The 25,895-nt window shown below is 63.9% G+C and carries 21 protein-coding genes; 9 read left to right on the top strand and 12 right to left on the bottom strand.

What is annotated here, in order from left to right:
- Window positions 1-23 precede the first annotated feature (23 nt).
- Together EWM57_RS21780 and EWM57_RS09240 are read right to left on the bottom strand one after the other, a co-directional pair.
- Window positions 24-146: a hypothetical protein gene (locus EWM57_RS21780; protein WP_262708238.1), complete on the bottom strand. Its 123-nt coding sequence runs from the start codon at window positions 144-146 to the stop codon at window positions 24-26.
- Between the two features lie 97 nt (window positions 147-243).
- Window positions 244-2,334, bottom strand: a complete 2,091-nt coding sequence (locus EWM57_RS09240; protein WP_129920857.1) for a sigma-54-dependent Fis family transcriptional regulator — start codon at window positions 2,332-2,334, stop codon at window positions 244-246.
- A gap of 211 nt (window positions 2,335-2,545) precedes the next feature.
- Between EWM57_RS09240 and EWM57_RS09245 the strand changes: the two genes are divergently transcribed.
- The 3 genes from EWM57_RS09245 (at window position 2,546) to EWM57_RS09255 (ending at window position 5,497) form a co-directional block, all read left to right on the top strand.
- On the top strand, window positions 2,546-3,871 hold the full coding sequence (locus EWM57_RS09245; protein WP_129920858.1) for a TolC family protein: 1,326 nt from the start codon (window positions 2,546-2,548) through the stop codon (window positions 3,869-3,871).
- 23 nt (window positions 3,872-3,894) lie between these two features.
- Entirely contained in the window at window positions 3,895-4,317 is a 423-nt protein-coding gene (locus EWM57_RS09250; protein WP_129920859.1) for a universal stress protein, read from the top strand.
- Window positions 4,318-4,378: 61 nt separating this feature from the next.
- Window positions 4,379-5,497, top strand: coding sequence for an HlyD family secretion protein (locus EWM57_RS09255; RefSeq protein ID WP_129920860.1), 1,119 nt, complete (start codon window positions 4,379-4,381; stop codon window positions 5,495-5,497).
- 116 nt (window positions 5,498-5,613) lie between these two features.
- Here the strand turns inward: EWM57_RS09255 and EWM57_RS09260 are convergent, their stop codons facing one another.
- Window positions 5,614-5,985: a four helix bundle protein gene (locus EWM57_RS09260; protein ID WP_129920861.1), complete on the bottom strand. Its 372-nt coding sequence runs from the start codon at window positions 5,983-5,985 to the stop codon at window positions 5,614-5,616.
- Between the two features lie 81 nt (window positions 5,986-6,066).
- On the opposite strand from EWM57_RS09260, the gene EWM57_RS09265 reads away from it, so the two are divergent.
- A complete protein-coding gene (locus EWM57_RS09265; protein WP_129920862.1) occupies window positions 6,067-7,638 on the top strand; it encodes a DHA2 family efflux MFS transporter permease subunit in 1,572 nt (523 codons plus the stop codon).
- A gap of 552 nt (window positions 7,639-8,190) precedes the next feature.
- On the opposite strand, the gene EWM57_RS09270 is transcribed toward EWM57_RS09265, so the two are convergent.
- The 3 genes from EWM57_RS09270 to EWM57_RS09280 form a co-directional block, all read right to left on the bottom strand.
- The gene (locus EWM57_RS09270) at window positions 8,191-9,225 is read right to left on the bottom strand and encodes a hypothetical protein (RefSeq protein ID WP_207218290.1); all 1,035 of its coding nucleotides are present in this window, start codon (window positions 9,223-9,225) and stop codon (window positions 8,191-8,193) included.
- Between the two features lie 99 nt (window positions 9,226-9,324).
- The gene (locus EWM57_RS09275) at window positions 9,325-10,764 is read right to left on the bottom strand and encodes a TonB family protein (RefSeq protein ID WP_129920863.1); all 1,440 of its coding nucleotides are present in this window, start codon (window positions 10,762-10,764) and stop codon (window positions 9,325-9,327) included.
- Window positions 10,733-11,149, bottom strand: coding sequence for a BlaI/MecI/CopY family transcriptional regulator (locus tag EWM57_RS09280; RefSeq protein WP_129920864.1), 417 nt, complete (start codon window positions 11,147-11,149; stop codon window positions 10,733-10,735). The genes EWM57_RS09275 and EWM57_RS09280 overlap by 32 nt, the downstream gene beginning before the upstream one ends.
- Before the next feature lie 186 nt (window positions 11,150-11,335).
- Here EWM57_RS09280 and EWM57_RS09285 point away from each other — a divergent pair, with 186 nt between their 5' ends.
- Window positions 11,336-12,559 (top strand): alpha/beta hydrolase family protein, encoded by a 1,224-nt coding sequence (locus EWM57_RS09285; RefSeq protein WP_129920865.1) that lies wholly within the window; start codon window positions 11,336-11,338, stop codon window positions 12,557-12,559.
- Window positions 12,560-12,653: 94 nt separating this feature from the next.
- Here EWM57_RS09285 and EWM57_RS09290 read toward each other — a convergent pair whose 3' ends face one another.
- The 3 genes from EWM57_RS09290 to EWM57_RS09300 form a co-directional block, all read right to left on the bottom strand.
- On the bottom strand, window positions 12,654-13,040 hold the full coding sequence (locus EWM57_RS09290) for a hypothetical protein (protein ID WP_129920866.1): 387 nt from the start codon (window positions 13,038-13,040) through the stop codon (window positions 12,654-12,656).
- Between the two features lie 31 nt (window positions 13,041-13,071).
- Window positions 13,072-15,516, bottom strand: a complete 2,445-nt coding sequence (locus tag EWM57_RS09295; protein ID WP_129920867.1) for a penicillin acylase family protein — start codon at window positions 15,514-15,516, stop codon at window positions 13,072-13,074.
- A 137-nt stretch (window positions 15,517-15,653) separates the two neighbouring features.
- On the bottom strand, window positions 15,654-16,472 hold the full coding sequence (locus EWM57_RS09300; protein WP_129920868.1) for a septal ring lytic transglycosylase RlpA family protein: 819 nt from the start codon (window positions 16,470-16,472) through the stop codon (window positions 15,654-15,656).
- Window positions 16,473-16,818: 346 nt separating this feature from the next.
- Here EWM57_RS09300 and EWM57_RS09305 point away from each other — a divergent pair, with 346 nt between their 5' ends.
- Together EWM57_RS09305 and EWM57_RS09310 are read left to right on the top strand one after the other, a co-directional pair.
- Window positions 16,819-17,733 (top strand): DUF72 domain-containing protein, encoded by a 915-nt coding sequence (locus EWM57_RS09305; RefSeq protein WP_129920869.1) that lies wholly within the window; start codon window positions 16,819-16,821, stop codon window positions 17,731-17,733.
- Window positions 17,734-17,803: 70 nt separating this feature from the next.
- Window positions 17,804-19,909, top strand: a complete 2,106-nt coding sequence (locus EWM57_RS09310) for an IPT/TIG domain-containing protein (protein WP_129920870.1) — start codon at window positions 17,804-17,806, stop codon at window positions 19,907-19,909.
- A 91-nt stretch (window positions 19,910-20,000) separates the two neighbouring features.
- Here the strand turns inward: EWM57_RS09310 and EWM57_RS09315 are convergent, their stop codons facing one another.
- Window positions 20,001-20,948, bottom strand: coding sequence for a 3-oxoacyl-ACP synthase III family protein (locus EWM57_RS09315; protein WP_129920871.1), 948 nt, complete (start codon window positions 20,946-20,948; stop codon window positions 20,001-20,003).
- A 161-nt stretch (window positions 20,949-21,109) separates the two neighbouring features.
- Here EWM57_RS09315 and EWM57_RS09320 point away from each other — a divergent pair, with 161 nt between their 5' ends.
- Window positions 21,110-21,688 carry a hypothetical protein gene (locus EWM57_RS09320; protein WP_129920872.1) on the top strand — a complete coding sequence of 193 codons (579 nt, stop codon included), beginning with the start codon at window positions 21,110-21,112 and terminating at the stop codon, window positions 21,686-21,688.
- An 8-nt stretch (window positions 21,689-21,696) separates the two neighbouring features.
- On the opposite strand, the gene EWM57_RS09325 is transcribed toward EWM57_RS09320, so the two are convergent.
- The gene (locus EWM57_RS09325) at window positions 21,697-23,097 is read right to left on the bottom strand and encodes a carbohydrate porin (protein WP_129920873.1); all 1,401 of its coding nucleotides are present in this window, start codon (window positions 23,095-23,097) and stop codon (window positions 21,697-21,699) included.
- 169 nt (window positions 23,098-23,266) lie between these two features.
- Here EWM57_RS09325 and EWM57_RS09330 point away from each other — a divergent pair, with 169 nt between their 5' ends.
- Window positions 23,267-23,743 carry a nuclear transport factor 2 family protein gene (locus EWM57_RS09330; protein ID WP_129920874.1) on the top strand — a complete coding sequence of 159 codons (477 nt, stop codon included), beginning with the start codon at window positions 23,267-23,269 and terminating at the stop codon, window positions 23,741-23,743.
- A gap of 80 nt (window positions 23,744-23,823) precedes the next feature.
- On the opposite strand, the gene EWM57_RS09335 is transcribed toward EWM57_RS09330, so the two are convergent.
- A complete protein-coding gene (locus EWM57_RS09335) occupies window positions 23,824-25,881 on the bottom strand; it encodes a M13 family metallopeptidase (protein ID WP_129920875.1) in 2,058 nt (685 codons plus the stop codon).
- Window positions 25,882-25,895: the final 14 nt, after the last annotated feature.

The raw sequence follows: 25,895 nt of genomic DNA on the forward strand, positions 1-25,895 counted from the left end.
TTGCTTGATTCAAATACTGTTAATTACTTTTTCTGCGTGGTTTTGTGCTTGCCGTCGGGCTTGTCCTTGATGGTTTCCTCGTTGGCCTTTTCCTTGTTCTTGGTGGCAGGATCCGTGTGTTTGGGGGTGGTGGTCGTTTGGGCCATGGGAAAGTGATGTAAGGTAAAGGGATACCGGCTATACGCAGCCCGCCGCCGCGCGACGATAAAGCTGGGCTTTTCCTGTTGAGGCCGCCGCTTTCTCCTAACTTTCCACGCCCACCGTTCGCCGGATGCCCAGCTTTTTCATGCGGGCTTCCAGGGTTTTGGGGTTGATGTCGAGCAGGACGGCAGCGCCGTGGGGGCCGCTGACCCGGCCGCCGGTGCGGTGCAGGGCCGCCAGAATATGGTCTCGCTCCTGGTCGCGCAGGGTTTTGATGGGCGCGTGGTCGGGTGCGGCGGCTGGCGCGGCCTGCTGGGCCACGGCCGAAAAGCCCGCAAATTCCAGAAAGGCTCCCGACGAGACAATGACGGCCTGCTCCAGCACGTGTTCCAGCTCCCGGATGTTGCCCGGCCAGCTGTACTGCTGCATGGCCCGTAAATCCCGCTCGCGCAGGCCACGCACGGGTTTGGCCAGCTGCTTGGTGAACCGCTCCAGAAAGTGGCGCATCAGCGGCTCAATATCCTCGGGCCGCTCACGCAGGGCGGGCAGCCGAATTGGGAACACGTTGAGACGGTAGTAAAGGTCGGCGCGGAAACGGCCGGCGGCCACTTCGTCCTCCAGCACCCGGTTGGTGGCGGCAATAACGCGCACGTCGGTGTGAATCACGCGCCGGCCGCCAATGCGCTCAAACTCCTTTTCCTGGAGCACCCGCAGCAGCTTGGCCTGCAAGTCGAGGGGCAGTTCCCCGATTTCGTCGAGGAAAATGGTGCCGCCGTCGGCCAGCTCAAACTTGCCGATGCGCCGGTCGTGGGCCCCGGTGAAGGCGCCCTTCTCGTGCCCGAACAGTTCAGATTCAATCAGCTGGGCGGGCAACGCGGCGCAGTTGAGCTTGATCAGGGCCCGGTCTTGGCGCGGGGAAAGGTTGTGCAGGGCCCGGGCCACGAGCTCCTTGCCGGTGCCGGTTTCACCGCTGATAAGCACCGTGGTGTCGGTGGGCGCCACCTGGGCAATGCGGGTCTGCACCTGCTGCATCACCGTGCTCTGACCCACGAAGTCCTCGAAGTTGCCGGTGGTGTTGATTTCGTCAATCAGGTAAGTGCGCTCCTGCTCCAGCTGAGTCCGCAGGGTTTCGATCTGCTCGAAGGCAAACAGGTTGCGCATGGCCAGGGCAATCTGCGGGGCCAGGCTCATGAGCAGGGCCAGGTCGGCGGGCTGAAAGTCGCTGCCGTGGTGGCGGGCCAGAATCAGGGCCGCGGCCTGGTCGTTGGTAGTGCCCAGGGGCGCAGCCATCATCGACTTGGTGCCGTGCTTGGCCTGGATGTGCTGCATCAGGCGGTAGTTGGTGGACAGCCGCTCGTAGTCGGGGCCGTTGTAGATGGCGGGCTGAAAAAACAACTCAAACGCCTCCGCCTGCATCACTTGGTACTCCGGAATATGGTCCCAGCGGTTGGGGTCAAGCACCGTAAAGTCGCCGTCGGGCTGCTTGGCAAACTCAGCAAAGGCTTTGACTGAGCCTTTCTGCTGCACCCGCACCCCGAAAAAGTCGCAGGGAATAACCCGGTTGATTTCCGTGGCCACGGTCCGAAACAGCTCGCTGCGCTCCTTAAGGCTGAGTAGGGCATTGTTGACGGCCAGCTGCATGGTTTTTTCCCGTTCCCGGCGCTCCACTTCCTCAAACGCCAGCGTGTTGCTCACGGCCACGGCCACCAGGCTCCCGATTTTTTCCAGCAACGCTAGGTCGGGCTCAGCAAACTGCGGGGAGCGGCGCGAGGCCAAGCACAGCACGCCCACCACCTGCCCGCCCGTGCGCAGGGGCACGGCCGTCATGTAGCCAATACCCAGGCTGTTCAGGAAATCGAAGGTGGGAAAGCTCGGATACTCGGCCACCAAGTCGGGGAGGGGGAGCGTGCGGGGGCGGGCATCGGTTAGGAACCGCTCCACGGGCGTGCCCACTATCGGCACGGCCCGGACCTGAAACGACTCGGCGGCGGGGGTATTCAGGTCGCTGAGGTAGTCGCGCAGCATCACCCGCTTGTAATTGCCGGCGTTGTCGACAGTGATGATGATGATAACGTCGAAGGGGAAAATCAGCCGCAGCTTCTCGGTCACAATCCTGAACAAGGCCTCCTTGCTGCGCGTAGTAGCAATGGCTTCGTTGAGGTATAAAAGCAGTGATTCTTCCTGGTTGGGCATGCTGATTTTCCTGAAATGGCAGGACTTAAAATGAGGTATTCCCTAAATATGAGGAAAACAGCAGGTGATGGCTTTTGTTCAGCGGGCGCAATGCAAAATTTTTTTGCCCCTTTTCAGGCCCGCCAAGGCTGTTTTTTGAAATTTTAATTCCCTTTTAATGCCTTGGCACACGGTTAGGTAAGGGGGCGGCACACACAAGTCGCATAATCCTATGCTTTCCCGACCAAAAATCACCGTGCCGCTGCTGACCCTAGGGTTGCTGGTGGGCGGTGCGGCCCACGCCCAGCAGGGGCCCATTATTGCTGATTCATTGTCGCTGGACGGTACCATCCGTTCGGTGCTGGACGCCAACCCGGCCATTACCACGCTCGAGGAAGAAGTGAATGCCGCCACCAGCCGCGTCACTCAGACCAAGGGCGGCTTTCTGCCCCAAGTGACGGGCACGGCCACCTACACCCGCCTCGACCCGGTGGTGAAGCTGCAACTCTCGCCCGACGGGCCCGCGTTTCAGTTTCAGCCCAACAACAACTACGACGCCCACGTCACTATCCAGTACGGCCTGCTCGACTTCGGTAAGAAGGACGCCACCTACAACCTGGCCGAAAGCCGCCGCGTAACGGCCGTCGACCAGATCAACGTGACCCGCCGGGACCTGGCGTACTCGGCGGCGCAGGTGTACTACAACATCCTGTTTGTGCGCGAAAGCATCAAGGTGCAGGACGCGCAGATTGCCTCGCTTAAGCAGCACCAGCGCGAGATGGAAAAGCGGGTGGAAGGCGGCGTCAGCACCCGCTTCGACGTGACGACCACCCAGGTGCGCATCACCCAGGCCCAGAACACCAAGATTGACCTCGAAAACCAGCTCCGCAACCAGCAGGTGCAGCTGGCCCGCTACCTGCACAAGCCCGAGTATGCCACTGTGCCGGTGAAAGGCACGTTTGCCTACCAGCCCGAGGCCGTGGATGTGAATGCGGCCCTAACCCAGGCCACCGAAAACCGGCCCGAAGTGAAGCTGGCCCGCGACGCCGAAGCCAGCGCCACGGCCAATCTGCGCCTGATTGAGAAAAGCAACCTGCCCCTGCTCGGCGTGGGGGCCCAGCTGGGCGGCAAAAACGGCTACCAGCCCGAGCTGGACCGGTTCCGGGCCAACTCGGCCGTGGTAGCCCAGCTTTCGGTGCCGATTTACGACGGCAACAAGAACAAGAACCAGCGGGTGGAAGCCCTGGCCAACATCCGCGGCTCCCAGTCGCGCATCCAGGACACCCAGGAGCAGGTGCGCGCCGATGTGCGGCAGGCGGTCAACAACCTGCAGTCCAGCGCCGCGCGCTACGACAACTCCCTGGTGCAGATTGCTCAGGCTTCCGACGCACTGACCCGGGCCCAGGGCCGCTACCGCTACGGCGTGGGCCAGAACCTCGACGTGCTCGACGCCGAAACCCAGCTGGCGCAAGCCCGCCTGGCCCGTTTGCAGGCCATCTACAACTACACGCTGGGCCAGTACCAGCTCAAGCGGGCCGTGGGCGCGCAGATCTGGTAAGCGCCGCTTATTCCCGCCGCATTATGACTCTGACCACTGTTTTATGTCCGCTTGACTTTTCGGCTGCTTCGGCTGCTCTGGTCACGTATGCGGCGGCCCTGGCCGTGGCTTCGGGCGCCGAGCTGCGCCTGGTGCACGTGCAGGAGGCCCAGCCCACCCTGGCAGCGGCTCCGGCCGTGACCCAGCAGCTGAACGCCCACCGCGCGGTGGCCGAGCAAAGCGGCGCCCGGGTCAGCACCACGGTGCTGCAGGGCGACGCGGCCGCCGAAATTGTGGCGGAGGCCCGCCGCTACCCCGCCGACCTGATCATCATCGGGGCCCACGGCCAGACCGGCCTGACCCGCTTTCTGATGGGCAGCACCGCTGAAGCCGTGGTCCGCACGGCCCCCTGCGCCACGCTGCTCGTAAAACCCAGCCCGGCCGACGAGTACCGCCAATCGGCCTAACCGGCCCGCTTTTCAGTTTTTCCTTCCGACATCATCCCTTCGCCTTCAACTAATTCCTGATATGGCAACCCCCGTTCACCAAGATCCGGCCGTAGCAACTCCCCCAGCCGGCGCCGCTCAGCCCCCGTACGAGCCCGAAATCGAAGAGCAGGCCGAAGGCCGCTCCAAACGGCCGATTATTTTCATCATCCTGGCCCTGGTGCTGCTCGTGGGCGGCTACTTCGGCTACCAGCGCTACCAGTTCGGCCAAACTCACGAGGAAACCGACGACGCCCAGGTCGAAGGCGACGTGTACCCGATTCTGCCCCGCGTGGGCGGCCCGGTGCTGGAAGTAAAGGTGCAGGACAACCAGGTCGTGAAAAAAGGCGACGTGCTGGCCACCCTGGACCCCGCTGACTATCAGCAGCGCGTGAATGCCGCCGAAGCCGCCCTCGCCGCCGCCCAGGCCAACGTGGTAGCGGCCCGCGCCGCCGTGGGTACGGCCCAGGCCAACGTCAGCTCGGCCCAGTCGTCGATTGGCGTGAGCGACGCCACCCGCGCCAAGCTCCAGAAGGACCTCAAGCGCAGCCAGTTTCTGCGTAAGGAAGACATCATCCCGCAAAGCGACCTGGATGCGGTGCAGGCCAACCTGAAGTCGACCAGCGCCCAGCGCGCCACGGCCGCCAACCAGGTGAACGTGGCCCGGCAGCAGGTGCTGGCCGCCCAGCAGCAGGTAGCCGTGGCCCAGGCCGTGGTGAAGCAGCGCCAGGCCGACCTCGACAATGCCAAGCTGCAGCTGAGCTACACCACGCTCGTGGCGCCCGGCAACGGCATCGTGAGCAAGAAAAACGTGCAACCCGGCCAGGTCGTCTCGCCCGGCCAGCAGCTGATGGGCCTGGTAGCCTCGTCGCAGACCTGGATTATTGCCAACTTCAAAGAAACCCAGCTCGAAACCATGAAAGTGGGTCAGCCGGTGAAAATTGAAGTGGACGCCTACCCGCACGAGGAGTTTGAGGGGCACGTGGAGTCGCTGTCGGCGGCTACCGGCGCCCGCTTCGCCCTGCTGCCCCCCGACAACGCCTCGGGCAACTTCGTGAAAGTAACCCAGCGCGTGCCCGTCAAGATCGTGCTCGACAAGCTCGACCCCGAGCACCCCCTCCGCGCCGGCATGAGCGTGGTGGCTACTGTGAAGGTGAAATAGTGAGATGGTGAAATGGTGAGTTTGACGTTTAGGATGCGCTAATGATGCAGAACCGCGCCGGCCGAACGACAACTCACCATTTCACAAGTTCACCACGTCACCGCTACTCCGCCGCGCTAGGGCCTTGCTTTTTTGCGGGCAGTAGCGAGTACTGCTAGAATCTCATGATACTCTTGGTGTAAGCTGATCAGGCGGTGTTTGGAAATGATGTTGGCATCGCCTAATAGCTCCAGCCAGAACAAGGTTTCGTCGGCTTCCTCTACGCAGATGCACAGCTTGGCATACCACTCCGCTGAAGAACGCCCCCTGCAGGCTGCCCGGAAATTGGCGGCCACCGAGGTAGCAGAGCGTAATAGCTGTTTGCCTAACACTGCTGCCTCACCTGTTCGGGGCAACTGTTGATACAAGCGAATCACCCGCAGTGAACCTTCTTTTGTGCGTGGCCGATAGGTTTCGTTGAATGGAGTTTCGGATATTAATTCTTCCATAAAGTGAATAGGTAAGGTTGATCGAATTACCTCAAGTAAGAACATCAAACTCACTATTTCACCATTTCACCATTTCACCTAATGGAAACCGGATTTACCAAGTGGATCATCGTCGTGACGGTGGTGCTCTGTTGCCTGCTGGAGCTCATTGATACCAGTATCGTGAACGTGGCCCTGACCCAGATGATGGGCAACCTCTCGGCCACCCAGCAGGAAGTGACCTGGGTAATTGCCTCCTACGGCATTGCCAACGTGATTGTCATTCCCATGACCGGCTTCCTGGCCGAGCAGTTTGGGCGCCGCAATTATTACTTCGTATCGGTGGTCATCTTCACGCTGGCCTCCATTGCCTGCGGGCAGAGCACCAACATCTGGGAGCTAGTGGCTTTCCGCTTCGTGCAGGGCATCGGCGGCGGGGCCCTGATGGCTACTTCCCAGGCCATTCTCATCGACACCTTTCCGCCCAAGCAGCTCCCGCTGGGGCAGGCCTTGTTCGGCATGGGCGTCATCATTGGCCCCACCATCGGCCCAACCCTGGGCGGCTACATCGTGGATAACTACGACTGGCCCTGGATTTTCTACGTCAACGTGCCCGTGGGCATCATGGCCTCCATCTTCACGCTGCTGTTTATCCGGGACCCCGAGCGGATTAAAAACGCCATTCCGCGGCCCCTGCGCGAAATCGACTGGCTGGGTATCGGCCTGCTGATTCTGGGCGTGGGCTCCTTGCAGCTCGTGCTGGAGCAGGGCGAAACCGAGGACTGGTTTGAAAGTGCCTACATCAACAGCTTCACGGCCCTGGCCGTCATTGGCCTCGTGGGCTTCGTGTGGCGGGAGCTGACGGCTGCCCAGCCCATCGTGGATCTGCGGGTGCTGGGCAAGAGCCGCAACCTGGCCGTGGGCGCGGTGCTCTCGTTTGTGCTGGGCTTCGGCATGTTTGCCTCGGTGTTCATCTTCCCGATTTTCACCCAGCGTATCCTGGGCTTCACTGCCGCCCAGACCGGCCTGATCCTGCTGCCGGGTGCTCTGGCTTCCGGCTTTATGATGCCCGTTATCGGCAAGATGCTGCAGGCCGGCGTGCCCCAGAAATACATGATTCCGACGGGCTTTCTGATCTTCTTCGTCTTCACCTTCTGGATGGCCAGAATCATTTCGCCCACGGCCGGGGAATCTGACTTCTTCTGGCCCCTGATGGTGCGCGGCCTGGGCATGGGCCTCATCTTCCTGCCCATCACCACCATGAGCCTGGCTGGTTTGAAAGGCAAGGACGCGGGCCAGGCCGCCGGCCTCACCGGCATGATTCGCCAGCTCGGCGGCTCGTTCGGCGTGGCCATCGTGGGTACCTACCTCGAGCGCAGCATCGCCCAGAACCGCATCAGCCCGCTGGCCCACATTTCGCTCTACGACACGAACACCGTGCAGCGCATTCAGGCCTTCACGGCCAACTTCATGTCGCGGGGCTTCTCCTTTGAGCAGGCGCAGCGCCAGGCCTACGCCGCCCTGGAAGGCATTCTGATGAAGCAGGTGTCCATCATTACCTACTCCCAGGTGTTCTCGATGATTGGCCTGTTCTTCGTCATCTGCCTGCCCCTGGTGCTGCTCATCAAGCGGGCCAAGAGCAACGAGAAAATCGACCTCAACGCCGCCCACTAGTGGTGAAGTTGTGAACTTGTGGCATGGTTAGGAACTAGCCCCAGCCAACTGTCTGCCGCCTAACCCGACCTGATATTTTACTGGAAAGCCCTTTTCTACAAGCAGTAGGAAAGGGCTTTATCTTTCAGGCGCAGCGTATCAACGGCCCCCACCTGCTGCGCGCAGTGGACAGCCTGACGCGCCCGGCCGAAGGGACACGCGCTTCCCGAGTTATAAATGGGCCTCCTGCCTGGTCGGGAGGCGCTACACGGTTCGCAAAAGGGCCTCCCGCCCGGGCAGGGCAGGCTTCGTAAGTACTGCAAAGGCCTCCGGTCTGGTCAGCAAGGGCTACAACAAGTGTAAAAATGCCCGCTGACCAGCCAGCCCGCACTACAGTACTTCCGGAAGCCCATGCTGACCAGCCAGCACGCCCTACAATGTTTCCGGAAGCTCCTGCTGACCAGCCAGCCGGATACAGCCGAAAGCAAAAGCCCCGTCGTGCTGCACGACGGGGCTTTTGTTACGTAAGAAGCAAGCGTCCGAACGACAACCCACCACTCCACAAGTTCACCACTACTGATACTGGATGTAGAGCGGCTTGGGAGTGAGCTGGGTCAGGACCTCGGTGGGGGTCATGATGTGGTGGGGCTTGGGCCGGGCGTCGTACTCGTAAAACAGCTTGAAGCCGGTGTACTGCACGGGCTCGGTCTGGATGTAGTCGTGGTAGGAGTCCTTTTTCAGGGTCGGCTCGCCGTGGCCGTCCATGTGCATCACAATCTGCACCCGGGGGTCGAGCTTGATGTTTTTGTAGTTGGTAATCATCTTCCGGGTGAAGCGGTGCACGGTCAGCACTTTCGGCGGCAGCTTGTTTTCGCTCACGATGCGGGCTAGGAAGTTGACCGTGAAGTTCACGTCTTTAGCATCCAGGGTGCCGATTTTCTGGTTGGGACGCACGCCGGGCATGGTCGAGAGCGAAAACTCGGGGTCGATGCCCAGGTGAATGTCGGGCTGCTTGAGGTACTGCTCTAGCTTGGGCAATTCGGCCTGCAGGGTGCTGTGGCCGGGCTGCACGTCCAGAAACAGGATGCACTTATGCTCCCGGGCCCAGGAAATAACTTCCTCGATGGTAGCCTTGGAGTTCATCAGGCGCCACTTGCCGTCCTTGCCGGGGGAGCCCTGGGCCGTGATGGTCACGTTGTGCAGAGCGGCCTGCACCGGAATGCTCGGGTCGGCGGCCTGCCACTCCTTCAGCACGCCCTCAAACTTGCGGAACATCTGCTCCTTGGGCTCCCGGCCCAGAATGCCCATGCCCTTCGAGCGGATGTTGCCATAAAAGGCAATGATGCGGTGACCCGGCAGGATGGCGCCCGGCAACTGCCCGTTTTTCTTGGCAATGGAGTCGGCCTTGAGCGAGTCGCGCTGCATGGCCATGGCCTTGAGCTTGATGGTGTCGACCACGACCGGGGCGGCCGCTTCGGCGGTGGCTTTGGTGTCGGCGGTTTCCCCGTCGGTGCGGGTGCCGCAGCCAGCCAGGGAAAGGGAGAAAATCAGGCCCAGCGCCGAAACGAAAGGCGCGGCAAAGCGGGTAGAGGAAGAAGGAAAAGTCACTGAAAAGAGAATGGGTGAAAGGCAGATAGGTCAGCAAGTTACGCCTTTTTGCCGCGAAAAAACCCGTCCCCGCTCGTTTCAGTACCGGCCCGCCCTGGTTTAGCAGGCCGAAAGGACCTGATTCCAGGTCTGCAGCGGCGAAATCAGGCTGGCACCGCCGGGCTCCACGTGCGGGGCGAAGCGCAGCGGAATGATGTAGCTCACGGCCACGGCTTTGCCGTGCAGACGGCCCGGCGTCCAGGTGGCCGTCAGCCCCCGCACCACCCGCAGCGCGGCCTCGTTCAGCGACCGGGCCGCCGCTTCCTGACCCGGCGCCACGATACCTTTCTTGATGGTTACGTCCGTCAGCCGGCCCTCGGCGCTGACTACAAACTCCACGAACACCACCCCGCCCAGCTTCGCCGCTTTGGCCGCCGCCGGAGATTGGAGGCGCAGGGCCACGTCCTGGAGCAGCTGGCTTTGCCCGCCGGGATATTCCGGCATCTGGTCGGCGTAGTCGTACACCTTTTCCTGCGGGGGCACGGGCGGCGGAGGCGGCAGGTTGGCTGGGGACACTGCGGATGGGGGAGGCGGGGCCGGAACCTCAGCCGGTACCGGCGGAGGCGGGGGCCCCGACTGGCAGGCGACGTTGACCAGCGCCAGCGCGGCAAGCAAGCCCAGCGTGGTGGGTACGGTCAGCCACTGCTTCCAGCGGCGGATGGGGTGGACGGGAGTAAGCATGGCAATTCGGCTCAGGATGGGCGAATACGTGAATGAGTGAGCAAGGCCGGCGGCGGACTGGTGCAGGCGGCGCAGGGCCAGGCGGGCCAGCAGGGCTCCGTAAGCCGTGGTGTCCGCCAGGGTTGGGCCGCTGCCCAGCGCGGCGGCATCGGCCAGGTATTCGTGGGTTAATTCGAGGGCGCGGGGGTAGCCGTGCACAAAGGGGTTCGGCCAAAGTACTGCGCGCAGCAGCTCCAGCAGCAGCCGGTCGAGGGAGTGGCGCTGGACGACGTGCGCCACCTCGTGGCGCAGCATCAGGGCGGCCTCGGCAGGGGTGAGGGCGGCGGTTTCGTCCCAGAAAATCCAGCGCCCAAACGAGCTTACGGGCAGCCGGCCCGCGGTGTACACCAGCACGTAGCCCGACCGCACCTCCCGCGGCAGGCTCCGGGTTTGGCGCCACAAGTTCAGCAGCTGCCAGGTTAGTCGCCCCACTGAGGCCGCCAGCCCGGTCAGGTACAAGGCCAGCAGCCAGTTCGACGCGGATGGTGCAGTACTGCCGGCCGCGGCCGAACTCACGGCGGGTAGCAGCACGCCCGGCAGCTGGGCCGAAACCCCGCCGCTGGCCGCTGCCGGTAGCCAGGCTTGCAGCGCGGGCGTGGCCAGAGTTAGCAGCGGGGGCAGCGCCAACGCCAGCACGGGAAGCAAAAGCAGAAAGTAGCGGTTGAAGCGAAAGTCCGGCTCCCGGCGCAGGGCCAGCTGGTAGCCCAGCCAGCCCGCGCCCAGCAAGGCCGTGCTTTGCCCCCACCAGCTAAGCAGCAGGGCTAGCGTCAGAGTCGGCATGGTTGGAAGGCGGTTGGGGAAGATCCTGCTGAGCCAGGCGCAGCAGCTGTTCGAGCTGGGTTGCGTCGAGGTCTTCTTCGCGGGCAAAAAACGAGACGAGCCGGCTGAACGAGCCCCCGAAATACCCGCCCAGCAGTTTGCGCAGCGAAAAGCGGCGGTAGTCGTCCTGGGCGACGCGCGCAAAGTAGCGGTGGGTGCGGCCAAAGGCCTCGTGGTCGACGAAGCCTTTCTGCTCCAGAATCCGGATGATGGTCGAGACGGTGTTGTAGGCCGGGGGCGGGGCGGGCAGCTCGGGCAGCACGTCCTTCACGAAGGAAGGACCACGTCGCCAGAGCACCTGCATTACCTGCTCTTCGGCTTTGGTGAGTTCGGGGAAGGTTTCCATGAGGGGACTTGCTTTGCTCTAATATACAACTAATATTTTAGTTATGAAACTATTTCGTTAGGTAAGATGGAAAATACACCTGCTCAGATAGTAGTGGGCCGGCGCCGGCAAATCCGGTGGGGCGGGAGGAAATCTTTTGGCGCCGGTGGTGTTACAGGAATACCAATCATCCCGCTATAATCTAACGTGACCGTCAACTTTCTCCACCGCCGCCTACTACGGCTGGCTTTTGCGCTCTGGGCCGGTGTCAGCACGGCATCGGGCCTGAGCTGCACCAAGGACGCCACCGCCCCGCAGGCCGTGCCCGCCGAAACTCCGGCCGCCGAAGCACCGCACCTGGTCAGCAGCACGCTGATCGGGGAGTATTCTGCCAGCAGCCTGGCCGCCCGGGTATCCGACATTCCCATTGCCGGGGCCCTGGTCAAATACCCCATCCGCGTCTACCGGCTCACGTACACCACCCGCAATACCGATGGGCAGCGCATCACGGCCTCCGGCGCATTGCTGGTGCCCGTCACGACCCAGCCGCTGCCGCTGCTGAGCTACCAGCACGGCACCATTCGGCCCGATGAGGAGTCCCGGGCCCCGTCGTACTACAGCTCCGGCAGCGAGGTCTGGTCGGCCGTGTCGGTGCTGGCCTCGACGGGCTACATCGTGTCGGCCCCGGACTACATCGGCTACGGGGCTTCCAAAAGCCTGCCCCACCCGTACGAGCACGCTGCTTCCCTGGCCTCGGCCTCGCTGGACATGCTGCGGGCCGCGCGGGAGTTTGCCGCCCAGCAGAAGCTGACCCTCAACCAGAAAAACTTTCTGCTCGGCTACTCCGAAGGCGGCTTTGCCACGCTGGCTTTGCACAAGCTGATGGAGGAAAAGGCCGCGGCCGAGTTCAGCGTGACGGCCAGTGCGCCCGGGGCTGGGGCCTACCACAAGTCGGCCTTCGCCGACTACATCCTGAGCTCCACTCAGCCGCTGAGCTTTCTGAGTACCTACGTGTGGGTGCTCGACACCTACAACCGCGTGTACGGCATCAACCGGCCATTTTCCTACTACTTCAACGCCCCCTGGGCTGCTCAGCTGCAGGCCGACCCCTTCGGGGCGGTGCCTTCGCAGGCCTCGGAGCTGTTCACGCCCGGTTTCCGCCAGGCCGTGCTGGGCAAGACGGATCAGTCCCTGCAGGCCTCCTTCCGCGACAACGACATCTACGATTGGCAGCCCAAGGCGCCCCTGGCTTTGTTTCACGGCACCGCCGACGACTACGTGCCGTTTTTCAACTCCCAGGATGCCTACAATGCCATGAAGGCCCGCGGGGCCACGCGGGTTGAGCTGCGCCCGATTCCGGGCGGCAACCACTTCACGTCCGCGCCTTCCTACACCCTGCAGGCCTACGCCTTCATCTCGCAGTACTATTAACAGCCCGATCAACGAAGCTTCTCTGAACAGCAGCGCCCCTTTCCACGGCCGGAAAGGGGCGCTGCTGCGTTAGGGCGAGAGGTAAAAAGGTAAATCAGTGCGTTAATACCTGGTCGGGCTTCGCCGCCGGGGCTTGGCGGGGCGTGAGCACGGCCTGCCGGAGCCAGCAGCCGGCCAGGGCAGCCAGGCCACCCACGAGTCCGCCGATGATAGCCGTGACGACCACCAGCGCCCAGCCCGAGCCGCCCAGCGGAATCAGCTGGGCCACGCGGTGGCTGAGGCGGCCGGCGTTCTGGGCCTGTTCCCAACCGGCCACCAGCAGCCAGCCCAGCCCAATGCCTGCGAAGCCCGCCAGGAAGGCCCGGCCGCCCGTGCGCCCCAGTGCCGCGCCGGCTGCCAAGGCCACAGGGGTAATAATCCACCAGGGTAGAAAGAACTGCGCGAGGCCGGCCAGCCCGAAAATCAACAGGAAAAGGCGCATAAGCAGGAGGAACTAGGCGGGGGAAAGAGAATTACTTAGCGGCTTGCAGGGTCCAGGCGGCTTGCAGGCGGGGATTGGGCTCGTCGGGGCGGCGCAGGAATACCAGCTCATCGAGCTTGCCCGCGCTCCAGGTGTCAATCATGTCGTCGTAGTAAACCGAGCCGGGGTTGCCGCTCTGCCCGCCGGGAAATACGCCGTAGCCCTGCACCCGCGGCCCCAGCGCCACCACCATCCGCCAGGAAGGGCCGTTGCGCTCCGAGGTGGCATTCACGATGCCGGCCCCGCCGCCCACGTTCAGGTCCATCCGGCCAAAGCCGGGCAGCTGAGCCATGTGCAGGATGTCGGTGCTTTTCTGGTGGGCCCAGCGCCACTCCGGCCCCACAGGGCCAAACTTGCGCTGCAGCGAGTCGGTGGCAAACTGCAGGGACTGAAGCACGAGCTGGTCCAGGGTTTCCCGGGCGGGGGTGCGCCGGTCGTCAATCCAGCGGGAGTTGGGCTCAGTAAGCAGCAGCGTATTGGACCGGTCCCGGCTGGGCGGACGCATTTCGCCGGCCCCGGCGGCTGGGCCGAAGTCATCATCCCAGAGGCGCTTGAGCAGGGTGCCGTACCAGAGTTCAAAGATGGTGGGCCCCACGGCGTCGGCTTCGTAGTAGTAGTTCCAGCGCCGCAGCTGCTCGAAAGCCGGGCGCTGGGCGGCGCTGAGCTGATCCGGCTTCACCAAACTCAGCAGGCGGGGCAGTACCAGCTGGGCATTGATGCCGAAGTTGTCGTTTTGCAGCATTCGCAGCGAGTCGGGCGTCACGCCGGTCATGCGCGCCAGCCGCTCATTGATGCGGTGCCCCCGGTCCCAGCCCCCGAAGCTCCAGTTCAGATAATAGGGGTAGTCGGGGCCCGTCGACGACTGGTTGGCGGAGCTGACGAAGCCCCGGGCCGGGTTTTTCACGTGCGGGTTCTGGGCCGCCGGAATCCAGCCCTGCCAGTCGTAGGCCGGGTCGGTGCCGTCGAGGATGAACTTGCCCTGGTCTTTCCACTTCAGCGGAAAGCTGCCGTTGGGCCAGATGGCAATGTTTTGCTGCTGGTCGGCGAAGATGAAGTTTTGGGCCGGGGAGCCGTAGGTGGCCAGGGCGGCGGTGTAGTCGGCGTAGTTTTGGGCGCGGTTGAGGCGGTAAAAGGTCAGATACTCATTGGCCGCGTCGTGGGCCGTCCAGCGCATGGCGTGCCGAATGGGCGTCTGGGAAAGGAAGGGCTTCTCGTCGTGGTCGTACACGATGGGGCCGTGGTGGGTGTAGAGCACCGTGTCGAGCCGGTCGGGCTGCCCGCGCACCACGATGCGCTCCACCACCCGGCGCACGGGCTTCCAGCGCCCGTCGTGCCAGTACTCGCGCATGGAGCCGTCCTTGAACTTGAGCTGGTACCAGTCCATCACGTCGGCGGCCACGTTGGTCACGCCCCAGGCCACCCGCTCATTGAAGCCGATAATGGCCAGCGGCGTGCCCGGAATGCTGACGCCGTACACGTTCACGCCCGGGGCCGCCAGCTGCACCTGGTACCAGATGCTGGGCAGGTTGAGCTGCAGGTGCGGGTCGTTGGCCAGCAGCGGAAAGCCCGAGGCCGACTTGGCGCCGCTCACCGCGAAGTTGTTGGAGCCCAGCTCGGCGTCGGGCTCGTTCTGCGGCGTTTTGTTTGACATGGCCGCCTGAAAGGAAGGCGGAGTGGCCGGCACCGGCAGGGGCTTAAAACCCAGGGGCGTGCCGGTAGGTACAATCGGGTCTTCGCGCTGGGGGTAGTCGGGAAACAGGTCCCGGACCACGGCCGGGCCGTATTTGCCCAGGGCGTTGCTCATGCGCAAGTCATCGGAGCGGCCGCTGAGGTCAAAGGCCATGTACTTCAGAATCAAGGCGCTTTTCAGCGGCTCCCAGGACTCGGGGGCATAGTCGAGCAGCTTGTATTCGAAGGGCTTGGTGCGCGGGGTGAGCGTGCCGATGTAGGCATTGACGCCGTCGGAGTACGAGGTGAGCACCGTGCGCACCACGGGGTCCTGCATGGCCGCGTCCAGCGACTTGCGCGCCCCGTAGGGCAGCCCCATGCGGCGGAAGAACCGGTCGGTTTCGAGCCGGGCCGGCCCCACAATTTCCGACAGCCGCCCCCCGGCCACGTGGGCAATGAAGTCCATCTGCCAGAGCCGGTCCTGGGCCGTGAGGTAGCCCTGGGCGTAGTACAGGTCGTGGTCATTCTGCGCGAAGATGTGGGGCACGTGCCGGTCGTCGTAGCGCACCTGCACCGGCTGCTGCAAACCCGGCAAACGCAGGGTCTGGGCAGCGGGAAATTCGTTGGTGGCGGCGTCGGTTTGCCAGAACCCCCCGAACGGGCTCAGGAATTTGCCGAACGGCGGCAGCTCCCCCTGCCGGGTATTGAGCACCCAGGTCAGCACCAGCGTCAGGAGCGTCGTCAGAATAGCTTTAATCCACTGCCACATAAAACGGAGTTAGTCGGACCGGTAAGTTGGGGGAAGTTTCCCGTCCGCGCAAACCCGCTCGCCGCCCACGAAAAAGGGCCGCTGTGCAGCGGCCCTTCTCAGTAGCTGCCGGCTGACCGGCGCCCGAACACAATACGCTACAGATTCTCGGTTTGCCGGACCAGGCCCGTAATGCCCCACTGCAGCAGGCGGCGGCGCACCAGCTCGGCCTCGGCGCGGTCGGCGTACTGCCCGATGATGACGCGGTTGAGCGGGCGGCCGTTAAGCTGACTCTGGGCCACGGTCACGTTCAGGCTTTTATCGAGCTGCTGAATCTTGGTTTGAATGGTCTGGGCGTTCAGGGCGTCGCCGAACGTGCCGGCCTGCACCACGAAGCTCGGGGCCGGAGCGGGCACTACTACCACGTCGGTGGCTTCCGTGGCCCCGGCCACAATGTCGGTGAGCGTAGCCACGGCCAGCGAGGTAGCGGCCGAGTCGGAAGCCAGAGCCGTCAGGTTTTCGGGCGCTTCGGCCGGGCCCAGGGGCGTGGTGTCGGGCACTACTTCGGCCACCACCGACACGGCACCGCGGCGCACAATATCGAGGGGGCGGGCCGCTACTTCCGATAAATCCAGGATGCGCTGGTGGCGAAACGGGCCGCGGTCCGATACGCGCACTACCACGGACTTACCGTTATCGGGGTTCGTCACGCGCAGGCGGGTACCGAAGGGCAGGGTTTTGTGGGCGCAGGTGTACTTCATCCGGTCAAACCGCTCGCCGTTGCTCGTGCGCATGCCCTGATGCTCGCGGCCATACCACGACGCGCGGCCCCGCAGCACGGTAGTGCGGGAGGCGGCAGTGGTTTTTTTGCCGTCGTCGCCGTGCGTGGCAGCCCGGGTAACGGGGGCCGTGAGCAAGGCAAAAGAGAGAGCCAGCAGGGTGCTGAAAACGTGGAGGCGTAGCGGTAGGAACTTCATAGGAATGAAGGGTGGTGAACACGACAAATCTAGAAGCGCCCCGCTAACCACCGCGCGTGGCCCGCCTGACCGCGCGCCATTGACTGGCTGATTATTGGCCTTTTCTAATAAAACTTGTATTAAAGTAATTGCCAGGAATCCAGTGAAAAGGGTGATTGTGTTTAGTTAAGGGTGATTTTGTATTATAGAAAGACCGATAAAGGCGGCCGCAAAAAATAAGACTATCCGCCGGATAAAAAATTTTGGCATTGCCGCCGCCACTACGTTTGGAGGCCGGTTGCAAAAGTCCCGGAATCTTCCTATGCGTAGGCCACGCCGGCCGCCGGGTTTTGCCGTACTTTGTCCTATGGATTTTGGCCGCCTTTCTGACCTGCGCTACGTTGACTTTCGCCTGCCCGCCGACCACCCCGAAACGGTCGCTGCCCTCGCCCGCGCGCAGCCGCAATCGGCCGGTCCGCCGGCTCTTTATATAGGGTGTCCGATCTGGACGAATAAGGCGTGGCTAGGCTCCTACTTTCCGGCCGGTATCAAGGACTCCGACTACCTGCACTACTACGGCCGGCAGTTCAACAGCATCGAACTCAATACCACCCACTACCGCATCCCCGACGCGCCCACCGTGCGCAAGTGGCGCGACGCGGTGCCGGCCGGGTTCAAGTTTTGCCCCAAAATGCCCCAGATTATCAGCCACGAGCGGGAGCTGTACAATGCCGACGAGCTGACGACCACCTTCTGCCGGTCTATCAGTGAGCTGGATGAGAAGCTGGGAATGGCGTTTTTGCAGCTGCCGCCCACGTTTGGGCCCGAGCACCTGCCGCGGCTGGAGCGCTACCTGCTCGACTTCCCGAGCTACGTGCCCCTGGCCGTGGAACTGCGTCACCCGGCCTGGTTTGCCGACAAAGGCCTGCGCGACTCGGTGGCCGCCATGCTCGAAGCGTTGGGCAAAACCCTGGTCTTGACCGACGTGGCTGGCCGCCGCGACGTGCTGCACATGCGCCTGACCACCGCCACGGCCTTTCTGCGCCTCAACGGCCACGGTCTCATCGGCTCCGACTACAGCCGCGCCGATGCCTGGGCCGAGCGGCTGGCGCACTGGCTGAGCCAGGGGCTGCAAACGGCCTACGTGTTCATTCACCAGAAAGACATCATGCATTCCCCGCTCTGGACCCAGTATTTCCTGGAAAAGGTCCGGGCGCTGACCGGCCTGGAAGTGGCCCCGCCGCGCATCATTCCCCAGCCGGTGCAGGGCAGCCTGTTTTAGCCACCTCCATCGTGCCGAAGGGCGGGCAAATCCTGTATCTTGTCAGGACGATCCTAGCCTGCCCTGCCCTATGATGTTCTTTTCTGCGCCCCGGCAGCTGACGGCCGCCTGCATCGGTCTGCTTCTGATGGGCCCGGTTTTGTCCGCGGCTGCTCAAAGCCCGCGCAGCGGCGCCGAAACGCATTGCTCCCTTACTCCCCTGGACCCGGCCCGCCGCAGCCAACAGGCGGCGCTGGTGGTGGAAGGCGAGGTGCTCAGCGCTGACGGGTTCTGGGACGCGGCCCACCGGCGCATCTACACCCGGCACCGGGTCCGGGTATTCAGCACCTTCAAGGGCGAGGCCCCCGCGGAGCTCATCGTCCTGACCGAAGGCGGCACGGTCGGCACCGACTGGCAGGAGTTGACTAACACCCTGCGGCTGCAAGTCGGCGACCAGGGTGTGCTCTTCCTGCAACCTGCCGCGGGCATCACCGCCGAGGCCGGGTGGCTGGCTTACGGCAGTCAGCAGGGCTTTATCCGCTACGACCTCGCCACGCTGTCGGCCGCGGAGCCCTTCCAGACGTACCCGGCCATTGATAAGACATTTTATACGACCCTGAGCGCGCAAACCGGTCAGCCCCGCCGAATTATGGGGGCTAATCAGCGCCTGGAAACTGCCCGGCAGCGCCTGGCCCAACCGGCCGCGGCTGCCAAAGGGCAAGCCCCCACCATTGCCTCCCTGACGCCCGCCACCATCACGGCCGGCACCGGCGCCGTGCTGACCATCGTCGGGAGCGGCTTTGGCAACACTCAGGGGACGGGCTTCGTGGAGTTTCGCAATGCCGACGACGGGGGCTCGACTTTCATCCAGCCCCAGGTTGCCGACTACGTGAGCTGGACCGATACCCAGATTCAGGTGCGCGTGCCTTCCTTCAGCCTCTCGGGAAACCCCGCCGGTACGGGCCCCGTGCGCGTGACGACGGCCGACAAACTACAGGCCACCAGCAGCCGAACCATAGTGGTGACCTACGCGCTGTCGAACGTGCAGGACCGGGCCAGCAAGGAAGTCGTGCGGCCCCGGCACAGCAACCAGAACGGCAGCGGCGGCCTCACGTTTCAGCAGGAAACCGGCTTTGCTTCCAATACCAACGCCTCCCAAATTCTGCGGCGCGGCCTGCTCGAAACCTGGCGCTGCCAAACCGGCGTGAACTGGACGCTAGGCAGCAACCGCAGCGGGCACGGGGCCGCCGACGACGGCGAAAACTCCGTGGGCTTCGACGTTGGCGCCGAGCTCCCGGCCGGGATTCTGGGCCGCACCACCAACTACTACCGGGGCTGCTATGGCCCGCGGGGTGAGCTGGTGTTCTACGTCAAGGAAATCGACATGCAGTTCGACGACGGCATCAACTTCCAGTTTGGACCCGGCTTTCCTACGGCAGTGCAATACGACTTCGAATCGGTGCTGGTGCACGAGCTGGGCCACGCCCAGCAGCTGGGTCACGTGATTCTGGAGGCCGCCGTGATGCACTACGGGGTGCGGGCCGCCCAGGTCAAGCGCAGCCTGGGCGCCGCCGACCTGACCGGGGCGCACCTGGTGCTGCGCACGCGCAGCTTTCTGGCCCCGGACTGCGGACCCGGCCCCATGCTGCCCGCCCCGCTGACTAGCACCGCCGCCCGCCGGCAGGGCGGCACGGCCGAAATTACCTGGACTACCCGCGACGAGTGCGCCGTGCAGCAGTTCGTGGTGGAGCGCAGCGCCGATACGACTGCCTGGCAGCCGGTGGGCACCGTGGCGGCCGGCGCCAGCACCCAGAGCTACCGCTTCCTCGACCCCCAGCCCTTGCCCCAGCTCAGCTACTACCGGGTGCGGGTGGAGCGGCCCGACAACTCACTCGACACGGCGGCACCCCTGCCCGTGTCGGCCGATGCTGCGGCGGCCGGCCACCTGGTGGTGTTTCCCAACCCTATCCAAAACGGGCTGCTGCGCCTGCAGTTTCCGAGTGCCGCCACCGGCACGCTGTCGGTATTTCTCTACGATGCGCTGGGGCAGTATTACCGGGGGCAGGCCCTGAACGTGGAGCCCGGCCTGAACATCCGCAGCCTGAACGTGGACAACCTGCGTCCGGGCTGGTACGTGCTGCGTTGGCGCGACTCAGCCGGCAACCGTGGGGCCACGCCTTTCGTGCGCGTGCAGTAGCTTCAGCTCGGGACTATGCCAAAAAAGTCCGCCCGGCCTGATTGCGCATTGCAGTCGGGCCGGGCGGACTTTTTTTGAGTCTCTGCGAGGCTTAGCGCTCCAGCAGCATGGCGCCGTAGGAGTAGCCCCCGCCAAAGACGGTAATCACGACCCGGTCGCCGGGCTTGATCTGGTCAAGGTGGTCGGCGAGGGCAATGGCGGCGCCGGCGCAGCCCGTGTTGCCGAGCTTCTCGATGTTGGAAACGGCCCGGTCGTCGGGCAGCCCCAGGTTTTCGAGCACGTTGCGGGTGATGCGCAGGTTGGCCTGGTGCGGAATCAGCCAGTTCAGGTCCGCTACTTCGAGCTTATTTCGCTCGAGCACGTCACGGGTCACGCGGGCCATATACTGGCAGGCGTGGCTGAACACGTCCTTGCCGTGGGGCATCACGATGCCGCGCTCCACGGGCTTGAGCGTCACGGCCGTGTCGGCCTTGCCCATGTTGGCTGCCCCGGCCGTTATCAGGTCCACCATGCGCAGGTCGGTGGGCGCCAGACGGTCCTTGCTGATGAGCAGCGCCGCGGCGCCGTCGCCCCAGAGGTGGCCGGCCACGGTGTCGTCCTCGTTGTTGTAGGCCGTGTTGTGCTCCGACACGACCACCAGGGCCCGGCGGGCCTTGCCCATGGCGAAGTAGCCTTCCACAATTTCAATGGCATTGAGCAGCGAGGAGCACGCCGACGATACGCTGACGACCGGAATATCGGCCACGTCCAGGTCGCGCTGCACGGCGTGGGCCACGGTATAAATCGTGTCGTGGGGCGTGTAGGTGGCGCCCACAATCAGGTCGATGCTGTCTTTGGGAAACAAGGGCGCCTGGGCCAGAACCCGCTGCGTGGCCTCTAGGGCCATGGTATTGGTATTTTCTCCGGGCGCTGCCTTGCGTCGCTCCTGGATGCCGGTCCGCTCAATAATCCACTTGTGGGAAAGACCATTGAGGCGAGTAAAGTGCTCGTTGGTAACGACGTGGGCGGGCAGATAGGCCGCCACCTGATGAATGTACACGGGTGGAAAATGGGCTGAAGGAGGCAGAAAAGATGCGGCCGCAAGGTACGGGGTTGGCGGGCAAGTTGGGCCGTTCGGGCGCCCGGCCCGTACTTTGCAGGGTCCGCTGCGCGTTCAAACGGCGCCCCGGCCCCCGGGTTTTCCCTAGCTCCCACAAGATTATGACGTTTCGCCTTCCTCGCTTTTTCTTGGGCGCCGGCCTGCTGCTCTCGGCCGGCCTGCTGGTCTGCCCGGCAGCCCAGGCCCAGAAATACCGTACCGCCGTCGGGCTGCGCCTGGGCAAAGACAACTACGGCCTGACCGTGCAGCAAAAAATATTCGAGAAAACCACCCTGGAAGGCCTGGCGCTGGTGGCCCCGCGGGAAGTAAGCGGCACCGTGCTGGCCGAGCGGCACTTCGGCATCCTGGGACCCAGCCTCAACTACTACTTCGGCCTGGGCGGGCACGTGGGCAACAATAAGGACACCGGCGCGTTCGGGGGCTTCGACGGGCTGGCGGGGCTGGAATACAAAACCGCGTTTTTCCCCTTCGTGCTGTCGTTTGACGTGAAGCCGACGGTGGAAATCAACTCCGCCGACTGGGCCCGGTTTCCGGCGGCCTTCTCCCTGCGCTACGTGCTGATCAAGGAAAAGAAAACCGGTCTGTTTAACGGCCTCTTCGGCGGCGGCAAAGACAAGGACAAGCCTCAGAAGGAGAAAAAGACGGACTCGGCTCCCCGGCGCGGCCTGTTCGATTTCTAGCCTCCGGGCTAAAAGGCTACGTGCAGGCGCAGGGCCAGCACGTGCACCGGACCCCGGTCTTGGTTGTAAGCCGGGTGCAGCACAAACTGATAGTCGGGGCTGATGGTGGCGTGCTGCCGGGGCAGATTGAAGCTGTAGTACGCCTCGCCGATAAGCTCCGGGGCGTAGCGCAGCTGCCCGTCGCCGATGATGAAGCCGTGGCCCCCGCTGGCCAAGAAGGCGCGGTGGGGCTGGGAAAGGCCGTTGGCTACGACGGCCAGTCCGAGCCGGTCGTCGGGACGGCGCCAGCGGGTGCCGGCGCTGGACAAGCCCAGACTCGCGGAACGGTCAATTTCGGTGAAAGCCCAGGTTTCGCGCCGGCCGTCGTTCCAGCTCAGGCGCCCAAACAGGCCCACCTCGTCCGTCAGCTCCTGCTCGGCACTGAGGCCGAACCCAGTCTTGGTGCGGCCATCGACGCGGGTCAGCGTCAGGTCCCGGTCGGGGCGCTGGGCGGCGGCGCGGTAGTCGCCCATGCCGGCCACGGTGCGGAAGCCCAGCGCGCGTACGGTGCCGGCGCGGCCGGCCAGGTGGTAAGCGCGGGTCAGCTCCAGGGTTTCGGAGTGGGCGGTGCCGTAGTGCTTGTCGAGGATGGGGCCGTTGGCTTCGGTGGGTACCAGCGAGGTGGCCGCGCGCAGGGCAAACGCGGGCGTCACGTACTCAACAACCGCGCCCACGGTGTAGCCGCGGGTGTTGGCCGGGTAGTCCCAGGCCCCGTTGCTCATCAGGCTCCAGTTCAGAAACTGACTGCGCGGGTCGTGGCTGTAGGAGTTCTGGTCGAAGTAGTCGGCGAGGCTGAATTTGCCCACGTTCAGGGCCAGAAAACGGGTGGGAGCGGGGCCGCCGAGCTGGTTGGGCGCGTCAGCCGCGGGGGCCTCGTCCTTGCCCAGCGCCCACACCTGCCGCAGATACAGCCGGGCCAGGTAGAGCTTAGGGTCGGCCGAGCCGATGCGGAAGGTTTCACCGTTGGGGAAGCCCGCCACACCCCGGGCCGCGCTCAGGCCGCTGCCTCCGGCCAGCTCGGGGTTGAACACCACCTGCCCGCCCCGCCACAGCCGCCGCCCGATGAAAAGGGTACTGGTGAGCGACGTTTTGGCCTTTTCCCGGGGCTGGAGGCTATAATCGGCGGAGTAGGGCGCAGTAAAGTTGGCGTGCCACTGGGTGATAACCGTTTGCTGGAAGTGCAGGCTCCAGCGGGCCGCCCGCGCGGAGTCGGCCGCGGGCTGCTGGTCGGGGGCGGCCGGGGGCGCAGCGGCGGGCTTGGCGGCCGGCACGGTAGCCGGGCCGGCGGGCGGGGTAATCTGGGCCTGGGCGCGGCCGGCCAGCAACAGCAGCAGACCGCTCAAGAGCCGCCAGTGGGAAATAGTGCGCATGGAAAGCAGAGGGAGCTTGGAAAAAGTAGCGCAAACCACCGGCGCCGGGATGGATAATAGATGAACGAAGCCGCCCCCGGAGAAAAAAGGCGCCCGGCAGTTTTGGGCCGGGGCGGCCGACCAACCCAGCCGGTTTTTCGTCACCTTTGGCAAAACCTTGCGCGCCCGTATGCATCCCAACGAAGAACTCCTGCACCGCTTCTACCAGGCTTTCCAGCGCCGCGACCACGCCGCCATGGCCGCCTGCTACCACCCGGAAGCCACGTTTGAAGACCCGGTTTTCCGGCTGCGCGGGGCCGAAATCGGGGCCATGTGGCGCATGCTCATCGAGCGGGGCAAGGATATGACCATGACCTACAACCACGTGCAGGCCGACGACCAGCTGGGCCGGGCCGTGTGGGACGCGCACTACACGTTTTCCCAAACCAAGCGGCGCGTCCACAACCACGTGCCCGCCCGCTTCACCTTTCGGGACGGCAAAATCCTGACCCACCACGACGAGTTCAACTTCTGGCGCTGGAGCCGGCAGGCCCTGGGCCCCATCGGCTGGCTGCTGGGCTGGACGCCGTTTTTACCGAAGAAAGTGCGCGCCACCGCCCGCCAGGGCCTCGACGCCTTTATGGCCCAGCGCGGCATCAGCGCCTGAGGAGGAGTATTTTTAGCCCACAAAAAAGCCTTTCCACCAAGCGTGGAAAGGCTTTTTTGTGGCCTGAGAAGGTCCGTGGCCTACCAGATTTTCACCCGGGCCGAGTCGGCGCGGTAGAGCTTGTCGCCGGGCTTCACGCCAAAGGCCTGGTAGAACTCGGGCACGTCGGCGAAGGGGCCGTTGACGCGCAGGTTGGCCGGGGAGTGCACGTCGGTGAGGATGCGCTGGGCCAGCACTTCGTCGCGCTGGTGGTTTTGCCAGCCCAGGGCGTAGCCCAGGAAGTAGCGCTGGGTAGGGGTGAGGCCCCCGATTTTCTCGCCTTTCTTGTACTGTTCAGTCTGCTTAAAGGCGTCGAGGGCAATGACGATGCCACCCAGGTCGGCAATGTTTTCCCCCGCCGTGGCCTTGCCGTTGATGTGCAGGGAGTCGAGTACCTGGTAGCCGTTGAACTGCCGCACAATCTGGTCCACGCGCTTGTTGAACAGGGGCCGGTCGGCCTTGGTCCACCAGTTGCGCAAGTTGCCTTTCTCGTCGTACTGGCTGCCTTCGTCGTCGAAGCCGTGGGTGAGCTCGTGGCCGATGGTGGAGGCGCCGGCGTAGCCGTAGATGGTGGCATCGTCGGCATCCTTGTCGGCCAGGCCGGGAATGGCGAAGATGGCCGCCGGCAGCACAATTTCGTTGTTCGACGGATTGTAATAGGCGTTGTAGGTCTGGGGCGTCATGTCCCACTCGGTGCGGTCCACGGGTTTGCCGAGCTTGCTGAGGTTGTAGCGGTAGGCCCACTGCCGGGCGCGCATCACGTTCTGGGCGTAGGAGCTGCGGTCAATGGTGAGGGCCGAGTAGTCTTTCCACTTGTCGGGGTAGCCCACTTTCTTGGTAATTTTGCCCAGCTTCACCAACGCCTTTTGCTTGGTCGAGTCACTCATCCAGTCGAGCTGGTTGATGTGCTGGCGGAAGGACACCACCACGTTGTCCACGAGCTTATCGTAGCGCTGCTTGGCTTCGGGCTTGAAGTACTCTTTCACGAAAAGCTGGCCCAGCATCTCACCCATGGCGTTTTCCTCCTCATCCAGCACCCGCTTCCAGCGGGCCCGCTGCTCCTTGCGGCCCTGCAGAATGGTGCCGTAGAAGCGGAAGTTTTCCTGGTCGAAGGCCCGGCTGAGCTTGTCGGCGTAAGTGTGCACGAGGTGCCACTGCAAATACGCTTTCCAGGTGTCGAGCGGGGCCGTCTGAAGCTGGCGGCCGGCTTCGCGGTAAAACTCGGGCTGCCCCACAATCACCGTGTCGGCCTTGCCGAGCTCGAGCTGGGCGAGCCAGGGCTGCCAGTTGAGGCCGGGCGTGAGCTTACCCAGGTCGCGCACGGCCATCTTGTTGTAGTTGGCGTACGGGTCGCGCAGGGCTTCGAGCTTGCGCGACGACTTCGCCAGGGCCGTTTCCAGGGCTACGACCCGGGCGCTGCTGGCTTTGGCGGCCACCGAATCCTGACCCAGCAGCGCAAACATGCGGGCCACGTGGCGGCCGTACTCCCGGCGGATGTTGGCGGTGCGCGCATCTTTGTTGAAGTAGTAATCCCGGTTGGGCAACCCCAGGCCGGCCTGCCAGAGCTGCAGGGCCATTTTCTCGCTGTTTTTGGCATCCTGAGCCACGTAGGGCCCGATCAGGGCATTAACGCCGAGCGGAATCAGACGGGCAATTTCGGCCTGCACGTCGGCCACCGACTGCAGGGCGGCAATGCGGTTGAGCTCGGGCTTGAGGGGCGCAATTCCCTGCTTTTCCACCGTGGCCGAATCCAGGCCGGTGGCGTAGAAGTCGCCGATTTTCTGCTGGTTGGTACCGGCCGCGGCGTTGGCTTTGGCGGCCTCAGCGTTGATGGCGCGCAGGCGGGCGTACACCTCGTTCTGCACTTCCTTGCCGATGCCCCAGGCACTTTCGGAGGCCGGAATCGGGTGTTTCTTCAGCCAGCCGCCGTTGGCGTACTGGAAAAAGTCGTCGCCGGGGCGCACGGTGGTGTCGAGGTTGGCCTGGAGCAGGTCGGGCGTGGCGGCGTCGGACTTACCGTGTGGCTGGCAGGCCGGAAAAGCCAGCAGGGCCACGGGCGCCGCCAGCAGCCAGCGGCGCAGAGAAGGAGGAACGGACATAAGGTTGAAAGAGG

The sequence above is a fragment of the Hymenobacter persicinus genome (assembly GCF_004167665.1).
Taxonomy (GTDB): Bacteria; Bacteroidota; Bacteroidia; order Cytophagales; family Hymenobacteraceae; genus Hymenobacter; species Hymenobacter persicinus.